Raw genomic sequence first — 15,022 nt, forward strand, 5'->3', positions numbered from 1 at the left:
GACTAGCCGCGCAAGCCGCTCAGGCCGCAGGTGTCGAGCAGCCTGTTTCTCGCCTTGCCGATGGCCTTGGTCAATGCCGGATCGGTCAGTTGACCGGGGCTGATCGCTTCCGGCCAATATTCCGTCACCACCTGCGCGATTGCATCCAGCTTTTCCGGTGTCGCCATGAATCGTGGATCAACCGTCCCGGGATCCGCAACCACTCGCAATCGCAGGCAGGCCGGGCCACCCCCATTGGCCATCGACTGCCGGACATTGACCGGGCAGAGCCTCCGGATTGGGCCATTTCCCGCAACCAGGTCGGTCAGATAGGCCCAAACGGCCTTATTCTCCCGTGCCTCGCTCGGCAGGATCAGCGCCATGCCGCCGCCGTCCGGCAGGCTCACCAGCTGGGCGTTGAACAGATAGGATTTTATCGCATCGGCCAGACTGACCTTGTCCGCTGGAACGATGATAATCTCTGCGTCGGGCAGCTTGCCCCGGATGGCATCATAAAGCGCATCGGGCTGCTCAAACGCCTGTTCATGCGTGAACAGCACCTGCTCGTTGGCGACGGCCACGACATCATTGTGAAAGGCCCCGGCGGCGATCGCCATTTCCGCCTGTTGCGCGAAAATCACGCGCTGCTCGTCCAGCCCGTGCTTGCGCGCCACTGCCTTGCTCGCCTCGATATGCTGACGGGCGGGGAAGGGGCCACCACTTTTGCCATAGACAAATATCTCGACACCCGGCGTGCCATGGCCGGAACAGAGCCGCATATGATTGGCTGCGCCCTCGTCGCCGAACGGGGAGGGAACAGGAGCGTGCACCGAAAAATGATCGCTGTCGGCAAAAGCCAGTCGCAGTTGCGCCAGCGTACCCGGCCATTCATGGCTGCGGTGCGGCATGGTTTGCAGATTGGCGACGGTGAGATGGCATTTTCCGTCGGGCGCATCCGGTGCGGGAGAAACGGTCGCGGCATTGGCCGCCCACATCGACGATGCGGAAAAAGCAGCCGCCCTCAAATGCGGCTCGGCGTCAGCAACATTTGTCCCGAGCGCCTCCAGCCAGCCTGTGTTCGGCCGATCCAGCGGCATGAAAAAACCCTGCGCCAGCCCCAGCTCCAGATTGTGCCGCATCTTGGCAATGCCCTGCAGCGCCGCTTCCCGCGGATAGGCGGTTGCGCCGGCATTGGTTGAGGAGGCGATATTGCCCAGGCTAAGCCCGGCATAATTATGGCTCGGCCCGATTATGCCGTCGAAATTAATCTCGATCAGCGCGCTCATCGCGGGATATACCAGATTTCGTCACCGACCGAGAGGCCGATATTGACCGCCGCCTGTTCATCGATCGTGACGCCGTCGTCATTTTCGTCGAGCATTGCATAGGTGGCCTGAAAATCGCTCAGCTTGCCGTGCGAAATGATCACCTTCGTTCCGCCTTCGGCGAGAGCGCTGATCTTGGCCGATTTTGCATTGCGGATGCTCGTCACATCATCGGTCTTGGCAATCATCGTCGGGCCACCGTCAAAAATATCGACATAGCCGTCATAGGAGAAATTCTCGTTCTCCAGCATCCGCATGGCAGCCCGACCATTGGGATGGGGCACACCGATAGCGGCCCGCGCGGACTCGCTGAGCATAGCGGTATAGATCGGATGTTTGGGCATCAGGTCGGCGATAAACTGGTTGCCGTGGATGGCGTTGAAATAATCGGCTTCCTGAAAGCTCATGCCAAAGAAGCGGCCGGCAAGGCCGTCCCAGAAGGGCGACCCGCCCGCCTCGTCAATGATCCCGCGCAGCTCGGCAAAAATCTTGTCGCCGAAGCGGTCGCGATGCTCCTTGATGAACAGATAGCGGCTGCGCGCCAGCAACATGCCGAGGCCGCCGGCGCGTTCGCCGGGGTGCAGGAACAGACCGCCGACTTCGCTTGCCCCTTCCAGATCGGTGACCAGGCTCAGCATCTGGGCGCTGAACGTCCGGTCGAGTTCCTTGCTGGTTTGCGACAGGGTGCTCAGGCGATAGGAATAGAAGGGCCAGGTCTGCCCGACCTTGGTGAACAGTTGTGAAGTGCCCCGCACCGCACCGGTTTCGACATTTTCCAGCACCATGACAAACAGGTCATCGCCATGTTCGTTGCTGTCACTCTGATAGGCGCGTTCGGAGCGCTCCAGTTTCTGGGTCAGCGAGTCCCGGTCGGCCGGCAGGTTGGTAAAGCCGCCGCCGGTCAGTTTCGCCATTTCGTAGAGATGCTGCAGATCATCGACCCGCGCCGCGCGTATCCGGAAACTCATAATCCTCCTTTTTCGGCGATCCGCATGATCGTCAGCGCCGATAATTGTGTCCGTTCGACCAGACTGTCCGTGATCAGAAATTCATCGGAGCTGTGAATGGCCCCGCCGCGCACGCCCATCGTATCCACCACCGGGATACCGCAGGCCGCGATATTATTGCCGTCGCATACGCCGCCGGTGCCGCGCCAGCTGATATCGAGGCTCAGTTCTGCGCCGCATTGCTTCACAAGGCCGAAAAGCTTTTCTGCCTGTGGATCAATCGGCTTGGGCGGGCGGCCAAAGCCGCCGTGGCAGTGGACGCCGAGATCGTGCAGCTTCGCGATATCTTTAACCATCTGGTCCAGAGCCTTTTGCGCCACAGCTTGATCTTCCAGCGTCTTGGGCCGGAAGTTGACCCGCAATATGGCCTGATCGGGAACCGAATTATTTGGTCCGCCACCGTCGATCTTCGCCGGGTTTACGCTCAGCCCCTCGCGGTGCAGCGCTTTCAGCCGCACCGCCATGTCTGCCGCCGCGACCAATGCGTTGCGCCCTTCGTCGGGATTGCGTCCGGCATGCGCGCTCTTGCCGGTAAAGATGATCGAAAAATTGCCGCTGCCGCCGCGCTCGCCGGCCAGCGTACCGTCGGGCAGCGCGGGTTCGTAGGTGAGGGCGGCGGTCTTGCTTTCGGCCAGTCGCCTGATCAGCGCTGCCGATGATCCGGAGCCGACTTCCTCGTCGCTGTTGATCATCACGTCATAGCCGATCCTGCTGGCATAGTCGCTTTGCTCGAGCAATTGCAGCGCGCCGAGCATGACCGAAAGACCGCCTTTCATGTCGGCAAGGCCGGGGCCATTCAAAATGCCATTTTCCAGCTCGATGATCTGCTGGAACGGGTGATCCGCCGCAAATACAGTGTCCATATGACCGGTCAGCAGCAGGCGCACCGGCGCCTCCGGCCGTACCGAGGTGACCAGATGCCGGCCGCGCCGGACCTGGTCAACCGAGCCGTCCGCGCGCACCGCCTCGACCGGTTCGGGATCGACCAGGCTGGTTTCTCCGGGTAAAACCGAAAAGGCATCCGCGAGCATTCCCGCGACGGTCGCCAGGCCATCGAGATTGGTGGTGCCACTGTTGACCTTTGCCCATTCGAGCGTGCGCGGCAAAAGCGGCAGGTCTGTCGCGCTTTCCAATATTGCTTTCTCAGAGGAGGAATTAGCTTTCATTTGAAACCGATAGCATTTGTCGTGAGTCCTTGCCAGCCGCTCTGTGATCGGGAAAATGCTGTCCTACAAGGGATGGGGCTATTATCATTCAGATATGGGTCCCAGTCCCTCGTTACCAAAGGAGTATCCCATATGGATCTGAGCAGAAGTCGAGCCGAACTGTCCTTCACTGGAAATCAGGAATTATCTAAAAATCCATTTAATCTCAGTCTATTTGGATAGATTTCTTGCAAAAATTCTCGGGAGAAGGAAAAATTTTCATAACAGTGTAAAGTTTGTAAAGTTCATCTCCGGGAATATCCTTTTTCGCCGTTCCGATTGCCCATCCCATTTACAGGGCGAAGAAGAGGCGTCATAGACGGCTGCGATTCCTCCCCGGAACATTTTGAACGTCTATAGTGTACGCTGTACGCTCCGGATAAATGCATTTGAACGAGGAAGATTTATGTCCGAATATGTCAGCCAGAACGATATCCAGATCGCGCGGGAACTGTTTGATTTTGTCAATGACCGTGCCTTGCCGGGAACCGGCGTGGACGGGACGAAATTCTGGGCAGGCTTTGCCGAACTCCTCGGCAAGTTCGCGCCACGCAATGCGGAACTGCTGGCCACAAGGGAGAAGCTGCAGGCGCAGATTGATGCCTGGCATATCGACCACAAGGGCCAGCAGATTGATCAGGCTGAATATCAGACCTTTCTGAAGGACATCGGCTATCTGGTTGAAGAACCGGCGGCTTTTTCCATCACCACGGAAAATGTCGATCCCGAAATCGCGACCATGGCCGGACCGCAACTGGTGGTACCTTCGCTCAACGATCGCTTCGTTCTGAATGCCGCCAACGCGCGCTGGGGCAGCCTTTATGACGCTTTCTACGGCACTGATGCATTGGATGCACCACCGGCCAAACCCGGTGGCTATGATCCCGAGCGCGGCGCTGCGGTGATCAAGGCAGCCAAGGCTTTTCTCGACGAAACCTTCCCGCTTTCGAGCGGATCATGGACCGATTTTGCCGGAGGCGAGCCCGCCTTGGTCGATCCGTCACAACTGGTTGGCCGCAACGGTCAGTCGCTGCTGCTCAAACATAACGGACTGCACGCCGAAGTCGTCATCGACCCGGCGCACCCGATCGGCAAGGATGACCCGGCCCATATCGCCGATGTCCTGATGGAAGCGGCGCTGACCGCGATTATCGACATGGAAGATTCTGTCGCGGCGGTGGATGCCGAGGACAAGGTGCTGGCCTACAGCAATTGGCTCGGTCTGATGCGCGGCGATCTTGACGCGTCCTTCGAAAAGGGCGGCAAGACGGTCGAGCGCAAGGCCAATCCCGATCGCGATTATGTCGATCTCGACGGAAGATCCTTCACCCTGCCGGGCCGCAGCCTGATGTTTGTCCGCAATGTAGGCCATCTGATGAGCAACCCCGCGGTCCTGCTGGCTGATGGATCAGAAGCACCGGAAGGATTGCTCGACGGCGTGTTTACTAGCCTGATCGCGATGCACGATATCAAGGGGCTCGGCGAACTGCGCAACAGCCGCGAAGGTTCCATCTATATCGTGAAGCCGAAAATGCACGGGCCGGAAGAATGCGCGTTCACCAATGATCTGTTTGATGCGGTCGAAGATCTGCTGGGCCTCGACCGTCACACCATCAAGGTCGGCGTGATGGACGAGGAGCGCCGGACGTCGGCTAATCTCGCCGCCTGTATCCACGCAGTGAAGGACCGGGTCGTGTTCATCAACACCGGCTTCCTCGACCGGACCGGCGACGAAATCCACACATCGATGCAGGCGGGCGCAATGCTGGCCAAGGGCGATATCAAGACAAGCGACTGGATCACTGCCTATGAGCAGCGCAACGTCGCCATCGGTCTCGCTTGCGGCATGTCCGGCAAGGCGCAGATCGGCAAGGGCATGTGGGCCGCGCCCGACATGATGGCCGACATGATGGAGCAGAAAATCGGTCATCCGATGACCGGCGCCAACACCGCCTGGGTGCCAAGCCCGACGGCGGCCACGCTGCACGCGATCCACTATCACCGGGTCGATGTCTTCGACCGTCAGAAGGAAGTCGCGGCGGACGGCATTGCGCCGCTCGACAAATTGCTGACCATTCCGCTGGCGGATGGCCACAACTGGTCGGATGCCGAAATTGAGCATGAGCTGGACAATAATGCACAGGGCATATTGGGCTACGTGGTTCGCTGGATCGATCAGGGAATCGGCTGTTCCAAGGTTCCGGACATCAATGATGTCGGCCTGATGGAGGACCGCGCGACGCTGCGGATTTCCTCGCAGCATATGGCTAACTGGATGCTGCACGGCGTCTGCTCGGCCGAGCAGGTTGATGCCGCCTTGCTGCGCATGGCGGCCAAGGTCGACGGCCAGAATGCGGGCGATCCGCTCTACCGGCCCATGGCCCCCAATCCGGATGCCAGCCTGGCTTTCCAGGCGGCGCGCGATCTGGTGTTCAAGGGTGTCGAGCAGCCAAGCGGCTATACCGAGCCCTTGCTGCATGCCTACCGGCGGAAACTCAAGGCTGCTGGCTAGGAGAGCAGCCGTGCGAGTTCGACGAACTCGGAAACGGCAAGGGTCTCGGGCCGGCGCTGGCTGTCGATGCCGGCCTGTTCCAGCGCTTCGAGACCGCCGGGAAGCTTCTTCAGGCTTTGCCGCAGCATTTTGCGTCTCTGGCTGAAAGCGGTCTGCGTCAGTGTTTCCAGCTTGGCAAAATCGACGCCTTCGGGCTGTGCGGCGGGAACAATATGTACGACCGCTGACATGACCTTGGGCGGCGGCGTGAAGGCCGACCGGTGGACCGTCATGGCGAGCTTCGCGGTGCTGCGCCACTGCGCCAGAATCGACAGGCGGCCATAAGCGCCGGAGCCGGGCTGGGCGACAATCCGGTCGGCGACCTCGCGCTGGAACATCAGGGTCAGCGATGCCCATTGCGGTGGCCATTGCGGTGCCGACAGCCACTTGATCAGCAGCGCCGAGCCGACATTATAGGGCAGGTTGGAGACGATATGGAAAGGCCCGTCAAACAGACTGCCATGATCCAGCGCGAGCGCATCGTCGTTGATCAGCTTCAGCTTGTCCGGAAAATAGCCGGACAACTCGTTCAAAGCTGGCAGACAGCGTTCGTCCCGTTCAACGGCGGTCACATTGGCACCGGCCTGCAGCAACGCGCGTGTCAGGCCGCCAGGGCCGGGGCCGACTTCGAAGACGGACTGGCCATCGAGGTCACCGGGAACCGCAGCAATCCTGCCGAGAAGCTGCATGTCGAACAGGAAGTTCTGGCCCAGCGCTTTGCTGGCGGTCAGACCGTATTTCTTGATCACCTCCCGGAGCGGGGGCAGGGCAACAGGCTGGCTCAATGGCCGTGAATCTGTCGATTGGTGACGGCGGTGGCTGCCATCTGGATTGCGGCAATCATCGATCGCGGATCGGCAATGCCTTGTCCGGCGATATTGAACGCGGTGCCATGATCCGGCGAAGTCCGCACAATCGGAAGGCCGAGCGTGATGTTGACTCCATCAAAGAAATGCAGGGTTTTCAACGGTATCAAGGCCTGGTCATGATAAGGGCACAGCGCGACATCATATTTGACCCGTGCTTCCTCGTGGAACATCGTATCGGCGGGAAGCGGATCAGTGATGTCCATACCGTCTTCACGCAACTCATCGATCGCTGGCTGCATGATCCGCTGCTCTTCGTCGCCCAGATTGCCATTCTCGCCAGCATGCGGGTTGAGGCCAGCTACGGCGATGCGCGGGTTTTCTATTCCGAAATTCCGGATCATTGCCTTCTCCGCAGCGCGGGCGCGAGCAATAATCAGCCGGCAGGTAAGCTGTTCGGGGACATCCTTCAGCGGGACATGCACGGTCAGCGGCACGACGCGCAGCGAAGGGCCTGCCAACATCATCACCGCATTCTCTCTCGCAATTCCACAGCGTTCCGAAACAAATTCGGTCTGGCCAGGATAGCGAAAGCCAATCTTGTAAAGCTGGGACTTGGAAACAGGTGCGGTGATGACCGCTCCGGCATCCCCGGAACGGGCCAGACCGCAGGCAATCTCGAGCGCATGCAACGAACATTGCGCCCCGTCCAGCGTCGCCTCGCCAGGAATTGCGGCGGCGGCCTCATGGATATGGAACACGGGCAAGGCATCGTCGAAAGCCTCGCCGGCTTCCATCGGCTGATCGATTTTGCGGACCGGAACGCCCGCGAGATTTTCGAAATCGGCAAAATTGCCGATGGCAAAAAACGGCTTCAGACCAGCTGCCGCTCGTTGTTTCCAGCTCTTGCCGATGATTTCCGGCCCGACACCGGCGGGGTCTCCGCAGGAAATCGCAAAGGGCTTGGCAGTCCAGTCGGCCATTAATTATATTCGATGATGGCGTCGCGTCTCAGATCGCGCAGATAGATTTGCGCCCGTTTGTTGACACGTTCATTTTCCAAACGAGACATGATGGCATCGAAGGAAGGAGCCGCAGCGGTCTGGGGATCATCACGTCCGCACAATATCAATACCCGGACACCATCTTCGACCGAACCAAATGGCTGGCTGGCCTGACCGATTTGCAGTTCCGCGATAGTACCTTGTAAAGCAGCAGGAAGATCGCGAAGTTTGACCTGATCATTGTCTACCACGCTGGCGCCCAGTCGAGCAGCGACTTCATTGGCAGCGCCGCAACCTTTGATGCCCCGTGTTGCTGTGGCAAATTTGGCCGCCTGAGCAGAAGCTTGGGCTTCGGTGATGCCGGCGGGAAAGCTGATCGCCAGTTGCTTGAGGCTGAGCAGCGCGTTGCGGGGGTCAGCCGTCAGAACTTGCCGGGAATCAATCAGATAGAGAATGGAGAATCCGCCAGGGACTTCAACCGGACCGACTACCTGTCCGACCTGCATCTGCTCGGCTGCATCCGCAAGGCTTTGCGGCAACTGGGCGGGACGGACCCAGCCCAGATCACCACCGGTTGCGGCGGTCGAGGCTTCGGAAAACTGACGAGCATAAGCGAGGAAGGAACCGCCAGCGCGAATCTGTTCCAATATCTTGCGCATATTCTCGGCAACTTGCGGAGCAGTTTCCTGCGACGCTGACATATAGATTTCACCGATCCGAAATTCGCTTGTGCCCTTGGAGGCATTCAGGCGCTCGATGATCGCATTCACCTCTTCATTGCCGACATTGATGAATGGCTGGATATTGCGGCGAAGCAGGCGGCTCCATGCCAATTCGCCCTTGATCTGGCGCTTGAGCGTATCCGTGGAAGAGCCCTGCGTGCGCAGATATTCGTCGAACGCATTGATGTCCTGCTTGAAATTCTGCTGGGCTACCTGACGGAAAGTTGCCTCCACTTCTTCTTCTGAAATGACAATTTCATTGGCTTCAGCTTCCTGAATTTGCAGCGTTTCATCGATCAGGTTTCGCAACACCTGAAGGCGAAGGCGCTGTTTCTCTTCTTCCGAAACTTCGCCGCCATTGGCCGCAACGATCAAGGCCAGGCGCTGGCCGACATCGGTCCCGGTGATGATGTCGCCGTTCACGATCGCAGTGGCCCGGCGAACATTGGGATCGTTTTTGCCGAATATTGTCAATTCGTCAGGAATATCCAGCCCGGTTTGTGGCAGTGAGGTATCTGCAACCGTCTGGCTGACAGACGGTGAAGCGCCTGCAACGGCAAGCGCTGTAATCAACGCAGCCTTGGTTTTAAAGTCGCGGAATTTCATGCTCAATTGGTTCATTTCTTATTTCTTCTCAACTACAAAGAGTAAATTTTAGGCAGCAAATAGCAAATATCTGCTGAACCCAATATGAGCGGGCCGACCCGTTTGAAAATCCTTTACACGCCCAGATTGCGCAAGGCCAGCCGGAACAGAAAAGTACTACCGCGCCGTGCATCGCCAGTATCTTCATAGTCGTAGCGCCAGGTCACACCCATTGAGAGGCAACCATCGTCATAGGCGACACCGAGGCGATGCCTCACCGGATCAAAGCCATCGGCTGCCGAGATCGGATCTTCGCTGCCATCAGTCAGGTCGATAATCGTAGAGCCAAAAACGGACCAATATCTATCAATCTGATAGCGGCCCCCGACCCGAACTTCTTCGCGGTCTCTCAGGTCTTCAAGTTGAAGCCCTATATTGCGGTTCAGGCGCAGATAGCCGATTTGGGCGTAAGTGTTCTTCGATCCGACCGTCGCGTCGATCTCGTTGCGCCTTACCGCAAGATTATCCTTGTCCAGCCGGAAACGGTGAGTGAATTTCACAATATCCTTGAACCGAACGTTGGTGCGGCCAACAATGTCGGAAAAACGATCGGAAAGTCCGGTTCCTTCCGGTACAATATTACTGTTGTTTTCAAGCCGATAGCTTTGGCCGACGATCGTATTTACCTGCAGGTTAGGACGATTGATCTCCCATTCCACACCATAAGTTGCCCGGACATTATCTTCATAGCGGTCGTAACCGGGAAAACGGTTCAGAGAGAAGAGATTTGTGTCCTCGAGATCTACAGCGCGCGAGTCTTCATTCGGAACCGAGAGATTGGCCAAGCCAGGTGTCGCAACAATCTGAAAGCGTGGCGTGATCGTTTGCGTGCCGCCAAAGGCCTCGCCGATCAGTGGCCACTTCACGTCAATCGCAGCCGTTGCGATTGCCCGCGTCTCCCACCCGCTTTGCCCGCGATAGATAGCCGTGTCATTGAGATCATTGTCATCGCTATGATAAACGTCGCCGCGAACAAGTCCGGTGAAGGTGATTTCCTGACCCCAGTCGGTAAGCTTGCGCATGTCCCAGCGGGCTGATCCGAAGGCACGTTGCGTGTCTTGCCCCTCGCTGCGTCCGATCGCCAAGCTGTTTGCCTGCAGTTCAAGCCTACCGCCCAGGATGGGGTCATCGAACCGCTTGCGATAGTCAATCACCGGCAGAGCGACCGGGACACGGTTTTGCGGATCGTTTACCCGCAATGTCTGGAACGCCCAGCCGGCCAAAGAAAAATAGCTGCTATTGCTGATCCGTTCGACGTTGATCGTAGACCGAAGGCTATCGTCGTCGCTGATATCATAGCGCCTCAGGAATGTACGATCTGATACGATGCGCGCCGATTGGGAGACCGTCCATTTGTCATCGAGCCGGAACCGGCCGCTGGTCGCAAAATATCCGCGAAAATCCTCCTCCGCATTGGGCAGGAGCTGAGAAGCGCCTGTAGGAATGCGGGAGCCATAAGTGGCATAGCCGGTCAGCTGGAAGGCCCCTTTCTGATCAAGGTTGCGATATGTCCCGCTGACCAGCGGTGCGACATCCGTGAATATCTGCGTGGTAAGGGTAGCGTCCTGATTGGGCGCGATGCTGAAATAATAAGGCACTGTCACGCCAACGCCGTTCACCGTATCGAATTTGATGTCCGGAACCAGAAGGCCGCTCCGATTTTCGTCGCTGACCGGATGCGAGAGACCGGGCAACGGAATGACGGGCAAACCAAAAATCTCGATGCGCGCGCCTTTATATTTCACCCGCTTCTTGACCGGGTCATAGATCACCTTCACGGCCTTGATCTGCCAGCTGGGATTTTTCGGGCATCCATCCTCGGTCGTGACCGCGCAAGCAGTATAAGCCGCATTATCCAGTGCGAGCGAGCCATCGGCATAGCGTTCGCTGCGGCGAGCCGCCAGTCGACTACCGTCATCCAGCACGAGCAGAAGATTGTCCACAGCACCATCGCGCAGACTATCGGTCAGTTCGATGCGATCACCATAGGCAACATCGCCATCGGGACTGATTGATCTAATATTGCCTTCTGCCACAACCACGCCGGTTTTCCGATTCCAGACAACCTGATCGGCCCGCAATTTATATATCCGTCGCGATTCAGAACCACATTGCCTTCAGCAGTGATGAAGTCATTCTCAAAATCATAATCTAGGCTATCGGCACTAAATTCGATTTCATCATCTTGCTGATCAGCGGCAACGGGGGTGTCGCTTTGTGTTTGGCCCATAGCAGATGCAGGCGTCACAGCAGCCAAACTTAGGGTAAAAAGGGCGAGTGAGGATTTCATCGACTGGCTCAACCTGCTTTTAGTCCCATTTTGAACAGCATCAAATATCGCACTGTCCACCTTCCGATCGCCTATTGCACCAGTTTGCCTTGTCTGCAAATTTTCTTTGACAGATTCTGATGAACAGGTGCTTGACCGGAAACCCAGGACGGTGCAGCAACGCCCGATGATAGGATAAATGTCGGCCCGTTGAGAAATGAGTCGGATCGACGAGTGAGCCACTGAGGCTTGCCACTCCTCAAAACAGAAAAATAGGGACAGTTTTCCAATGAATTTCAACTTTGCCAACGAGCGGCCCTCTAATGCTGACACAATCATTTTCGCAATCGCCAAGCATGGACTAGGTGATTTCGAGCTTAAGCTTGAACAAGAGAATACAGTGAAGGCGGGAGCGAAAGCCGCCCGGTTTGACGGTAAGCAGGGCGAGGTTTTTGAAGTTTTTGTCACCGAATCAGGGAAAGCCTTGCGGGTTATTCTGACAGGATTGGGCAAGGGCAAGGCAAAGGACGCCGAATCTGCAGGTGGTTCAGCGATCGCCCGCATTCTGGCATCCGGAGCGAAGCATGCCGTCATCGACCCATCGGGTCTGAATGAGGAACATTTGGCAAGATTTCTCTTCGGTGCAAAATTGCGAAGCTGGCGGCATGATAAATATCGGACGACCATGCCGGAAAAGCAAAAGGTCACGCTCGAGAAAATAACGATACTTGATCAGGATCTGGAAACCGCCAAGGCTTGGACTGATTTGTCCGCCGTGGCTGACGGCGTTGCCTTGACCCGCGAACTGGTCGCGGAACCGGCCAACGCCATTTATCCTGAAAGCTTTGTGGCTCGTTGCGAAGAATTGAAAGATCTTGGCGTGGAATTCACAGTGCTCGGCTGGGATGAAATGGAAAAGCTCGGGATGGGCGCACTGCTAGGCGTTTCGCAGGGTTCCGAGCGTCCACCGCGTTTACTCGCAATGCGTTGGGACGGCACCAATGGCGAACAGAAGACTCCGCTGGCCCTGGTCGGCAAGGGCGTCACTTTCGACACTGGCGGAATTTCGCTGAAACCGGGCGCTGGCATGGAAGAAATGAAATGGGACATGGGCGGTGCTGGAGCCGTTGCCGGAACCATGAAAGCACTCGCTGGCCGGAAAGCCAAGGCCCATGTGGTCGGCGTTTGCGGACTGGTAGAGAATATGCCTGATGGCAAGGCCCAGCGTCCAGGCGACGTGGTGACCAGCATGAATGGTCAGACCATCGAGGTGATCAATACTGACGCAGAAGGGCGGCTGGTATTGTGCGACGCGATGCACTGGACGCAGGAAACGTTCAAGCCGGAAATATTGATCGATCTGGCAACCCTGACCGGTGCGATGATTATCGCTCTGGGCAATGAACATGCCGGTTGTTTCAGCAACGATGATGATCTGGCCGAAGACTTGATCGATGCGGGCAAGGATTCCGGTGATCCGCTGTGGCGGCTGCCGATTGGTCCTGCTTATGACAAACTGATCAACTCGCCGATTGCCGACATGAAGAATGTCGGACCACGCGGTGCAGGATCCATCACGGCGGCGCAGTTTCTCAAGCGTTTTGTCAAGGATGGCGTGAAATGGGCGCATCTCGATATTGCCGGCATGGTCTGGGCCGACAAGCCGAGCCCGGTCTGGGACAAGGGCGCTACCGGCTATGGTGTGCGCTTGCTCAACCAATATGTCGCTGACCATTTCGAAGATTGATTCGGCTGTAGCAATGCGGCGAAGCCTGACTCGAAAGTCGCGCGGTGCGGGTTGATTTCTATCATCTGACCCGCGATCCGGCGGTCAAGCTGGTGCCGATGCTGGCCAGCAAATCGCTGGATGTTGGAAAAAGGCTGTTGCTGCTGTCGCAGGACGAAGGCCGCCGTTCCGCGCTCAGCGATGCTTTGTGGAGCACTGATCCGGCCAGCTTTCTGGCTCATGATCTTGCTGGATCCGAGGGGCAGGCGGAGCAGCCGATCCTGATCTCCGATCAGTGCGAGGCGCTGAACGGTGCGCAATATATCATCCTGTCCGATGGCTCGTGGCGGGAAGAGGCGCTGAATTTCGAGCGCGCCTTCTTCCTGTTTACCGCCGACCAGATCGACCATGCGCGCACTGTTTGGCGGGATTTGGCTAACCGGGAAGCTGTCACCCCGCGCTACTGGAAGCAGGATGGCGGTCGTTGGGTAGAAGGCCCCTGATTTGCCAAACCCGGTGATTTCCGGTACATTCGGATAGTGGTCGCGCCTCAAAATCCGGAGCTTAGCTCATGTATAAATATCTGCTTCTGCCCGTCACATTTGTCATTGCCGCCTGCGGCAGCAACGATAGCGAAATGGCTTCCGGTTCCTTTGATGATGGAGACGGCAATGAGGGCAGCTATTCGGTGCGTGGCGATGACGAGAATAGCGAAACGTTGATCAAGACCGAAAAGGGTGAAGTGCGCATCGCGACGGGCGACAAGGTGACCAAGGATCTGCCGATGGATATCGGCCTCTATCCTGGAGCCGAAATCCAGTCCAGCATGACGGGCATGGGTGAGGGTAAATCCGGCGCGATGGTCGTCTTCAAGACTGCAGATGGCCTTGACGATGTGATTGCCTTCTATCGGAAGCAGATGGCAGCAAAAGGGATCGCGGTAAAAACCGAGGTCAAGGCCGGGGACATGCAGATGATCGGCGGCGAACGGGCGGATGGTGAAGCTGTTCACATCTCGGTGACCAAATCTCCCGATGGAGGCGTGACCGGGACGATTGTCGCGGGCGGGAATAGCTAGGACCCAATCGAAAACTTGCCATGGTGCAGTGCAGCGGCTAAGGGCGGCGCAACTTTCGACTATCCCTAAATTTATGGAGCTTTATCATGGCCGTGACACGGACATTCTCGATCATTAAACCCGACGCAACCCGCCGCAACATCACTGGTGCTGTCATCAAAATGCTGGAAGAAGCAGGACTGCGCGTCGTCGCTTCCAAGCGCATCCACATGACCCGTGAACAGGCCGAAGGCTTTTATGCGGTACACAAGGAACGTCCGTTTTTTGGCGAACTGGTTGATTTCATGATCAGCGGCCCTTGCGTCGTCCAGGTGCTGGAAGGCGAAAATGCGATGCAGGCCAACCGCGACATCATGGGCGCGACCAACCCTGCCGACGCGGCTCCCGGCACGATCCGCAAGGAACTGGCTGAAAGCCTCGAAGCCAACACCGTTCACGGTTCTGACAGCGAAGAAAATGCAGCGATCGAAATCGCCTATTTCTTCAATGAAGACGAAATCGTCGGCTAGGCATTTCGCCTAAACTTCGCCTATTCAAGCGCCCGGTTGCAGATCTGCGGCCGGGCGTTTTGATATGTGCTCGCTAAGCGTGTGAGGGGGATATGCGAACTCTCCGTCTGCCCCGCGCGGCAACAGCAAGCTTTATATTTTGGCATGTTCGCTTTCCGGGATGTCTTCGATCCGCCTGTTCGTCTCTTACAAGCCC

Annotated in this window: 11 protein-coding genes and 1 pseudogene; 5 read left to right on the forward strand and 7 right to left on the reverse strand. The window is 57.4% G+C overall.

Annotated features, from left to right (window positions below; translation table 11 throughout):
* Positions 1–2: 2 nt before the first annotated feature.
* The 3 genes from AZE99_RS04965 to AZE99_RS04975 are packed head-to-tail and all read right to left on the reverse strand — an operon-like array spanning position 3 to position 3,477.
* Entirely contained in the window at positions 3–1,265 is a 1,263-nt protein-coding gene (locus AZE99_RS04965; RefSeq protein WP_067198561.1) for an N-succinylarginine dihydrolase, read from the reverse strand.
* On the reverse strand, positions 1,262–2,272 hold the full coding sequence (locus tag AZE99_RS04970; protein ID WP_067198563.1) for an arginine N-succinyltransferase: 1,011 nt from the start codon (positions 2,270–2,272) through the stop codon (positions 1,262–1,264). The genes AZE99_RS04965 and AZE99_RS04970 overlap by 4 nt, the downstream gene beginning before the upstream one ends.
* Positions 2,269–3,477 carry a hydrolase gene (locus AZE99_RS04975; protein WP_067198565.1) on the reverse strand — a complete coding sequence of 403 codons (1,209 nt, stop codon included), beginning with the start codon at positions 3,475–3,477 and terminating at the stop codon, positions 2,269–2,271. The genes AZE99_RS04970 and AZE99_RS04975 overlap by 4 nt, the downstream gene beginning before the upstream one ends.
* Positions 3,478–3,922: 445 nt before the next feature.
* Here AZE99_RS04975 and AZE99_RS04980 point away from each other — a divergent pair, with 445 nt between their 5' ends.
* Positions 3,923–6,028, forward strand: coding sequence for a malate synthase G (locus tag AZE99_RS04980; protein ID WP_067198567.1), 2,106 nt, complete (start codon positions 3,923–3,925; stop codon positions 6,026–6,028).
* On the opposite strand, the gene rsmA is transcribed toward AZE99_RS04980, so the two are convergent.
* The 4 genes and pseudogenes from rsmA to AZE99_RS05000 all read right to left on the reverse strand — a co-directional run bounded on the left by rsmA (position 6,025) and on the right by AZE99_RS05000 (position 11,534).
* On the reverse strand, positions 6,025–6,852 hold the full coding sequence (rsmA, locus tag AZE99_RS04985) for a 16S rRNA (adenine(1518)-N(6)/adenine(1519)-N(6))-dimethyltransferase RsmA (protein ID WP_067198569.1): 828 nt from the start codon (positions 6,850–6,852) through the stop codon (positions 6,025–6,027). The genes AZE99_RS04980 and rsmA overlap by 4 nt on opposite strands.
* Positions 6,849–7,856 (reverse strand): 4-hydroxythreonine-4-phosphate dehydrogenase PdxA, encoded by a 1,008-nt coding sequence (gene pdxA / locus AZE99_RS04990; RefSeq protein ID WP_067198571.1) that lies wholly within the window; start codon positions 7,854–7,856, stop codon positions 6,849–6,851. Before pdxA ends, rsmA begins: the two co-directional genes overlap by 4 nt.
* Positions 7,856–9,220 (reverse strand): peptidylprolyl isomerase, encoded by a 1,365-nt coding sequence (locus tag AZE99_RS04995; protein ID WP_067198573.1) that lies wholly within the window; start codon positions 9,218–9,220, stop codon positions 7,856–7,858. The genes pdxA and AZE99_RS04995 overlap by 1 nt, the downstream gene beginning before the upstream one ends.
* A gap of 98 nt (positions 9,221–9,318) precedes the next feature.
* Positions 9,319–11,534 (reverse strand): annotated as a pseudogene (locus tag AZE99_RS05000) (LPS-assembly protein LptD).
* 268 nt (positions 11,535–11,802) lie between these two features.
* Between AZE99_RS05000 and AZE99_RS05005 the strand changes: the two are divergent.
* From AZE99_RS05005 to ndk, 4 genes are all read left to right on the forward strand, one after another.
* Positions 11,803–13,260: a leucyl aminopeptidase gene (locus AZE99_RS05005; protein WP_067198575.1), complete on the forward strand. Its 1,458-nt coding sequence runs from the start codon at positions 11,803–11,805 to the stop codon at positions 13,258–13,260.
* 44 nt (positions 13,261–13,304) lie between these two features.
* Entirely contained in the window at positions 13,305–13,742 is a 438-nt protein-coding gene (locus tag AZE99_RS05010; RefSeq protein ID WP_067198577.1) for a DNA polymerase III subunit chi, read from the forward strand.
* A 68-nt stretch (positions 13,743–13,810) separates the two neighbouring features.
* Positions 13,811–14,317, forward strand: coding sequence for a hypothetical protein (locus tag AZE99_RS05015; RefSeq protein ID WP_067198579.1), 507 nt, complete (start codon positions 13,811–13,813; stop codon positions 14,315–14,317).
* Positions 14,318–14,403: 86 nt separating this feature from the next.
* Positions 14,404–14,826 carry a nucleoside-diphosphate kinase gene (gene ndk, locus AZE99_RS05020; protein ID WP_067198581.1) on the forward strand — a complete coding sequence of 141 codons (423 nt, stop codon included), beginning with the start codon at positions 14,404–14,406 and terminating at the stop codon, positions 14,824–14,826.
* The last annotated feature ends 196 nt before the right edge of the window (positions 14,827–15,022 follow it).

It is taken from the genome of Sphingorhabdus sp. M41 (assembly GCF_001586275.1).
Classification (GTDB): Bacteria; Pseudomonadota; Alphaproteobacteria; order Sphingomonadales; family Sphingomonadaceae; genus Parasphingorhabdus.

What these genes read in the sequence shown, in the direction of transcription:
- AZE99_RS04980 (WP_067198567.1), top strand. Translation starts at nt 3,923, where the DNA reads ATGTCCGAATATGTCAGCCAGAACGATATCCAGATCGCGCGGGAACTG.
- AZE99_RS05015 (WP_067198579.1), top strand. Translation starts at nt 13,811, where the DNA reads ATGTATAAATATCTGCTTCTGCCCGTCACATTTGTCATTGCCGCCTGC.
- AZE99_RS04995 (WP_067198573.1), bottom strand. Translation starts at nt 9,220, where the DNA reads ATGAACCAATTGAGCATGAAATTCCGCGACTTTAAAACCAAGGCTGCG.
- AZE99_RS04970 (WP_067198563.1), bottom strand. Translation starts at nt 2,272, where the DNA reads ATGAGTTTCCGGATACGCGCGGCGCGGGTCGATGATCTGCAGCATCTC.
- pdxA (WP_067198571.1), bottom strand. Translation starts at nt 7,856, where the DNA reads ATGGCCGACTGGACTGCCAAGCCCTTTGCGATTTCCTGCGGAGACCCC.
- ndk (WP_067198581.1), top strand. Translation starts at nt 14,404, where the DNA reads ATGGCCGTGACACGGACATTCTCGATCATTAAACCCGACGCAACCCGC.
- AZE99_RS04975 (WP_067198565.1), bottom strand. Translation starts at nt 3,477, where the DNA reads ATGAAAGCTAATTCCTCCTCTGAGAAAGCAATATTGGAAAGCGCGACA.
- AZE99_RS05005 (WP_067198575.1), top strand. Translation starts at nt 11,803, where the DNA reads ATGAATTTCAACTTTGCCAACGAGCGGCCCTCTAATGCTGACACAATC.
- AZE99_RS04965 (WP_067198561.1), bottom strand. Translation starts at nt 1,265, where the DNA reads ATGAGCGCGCTGATCGAGATTAATTTCGACGGCATAATCGGGCCGAGC.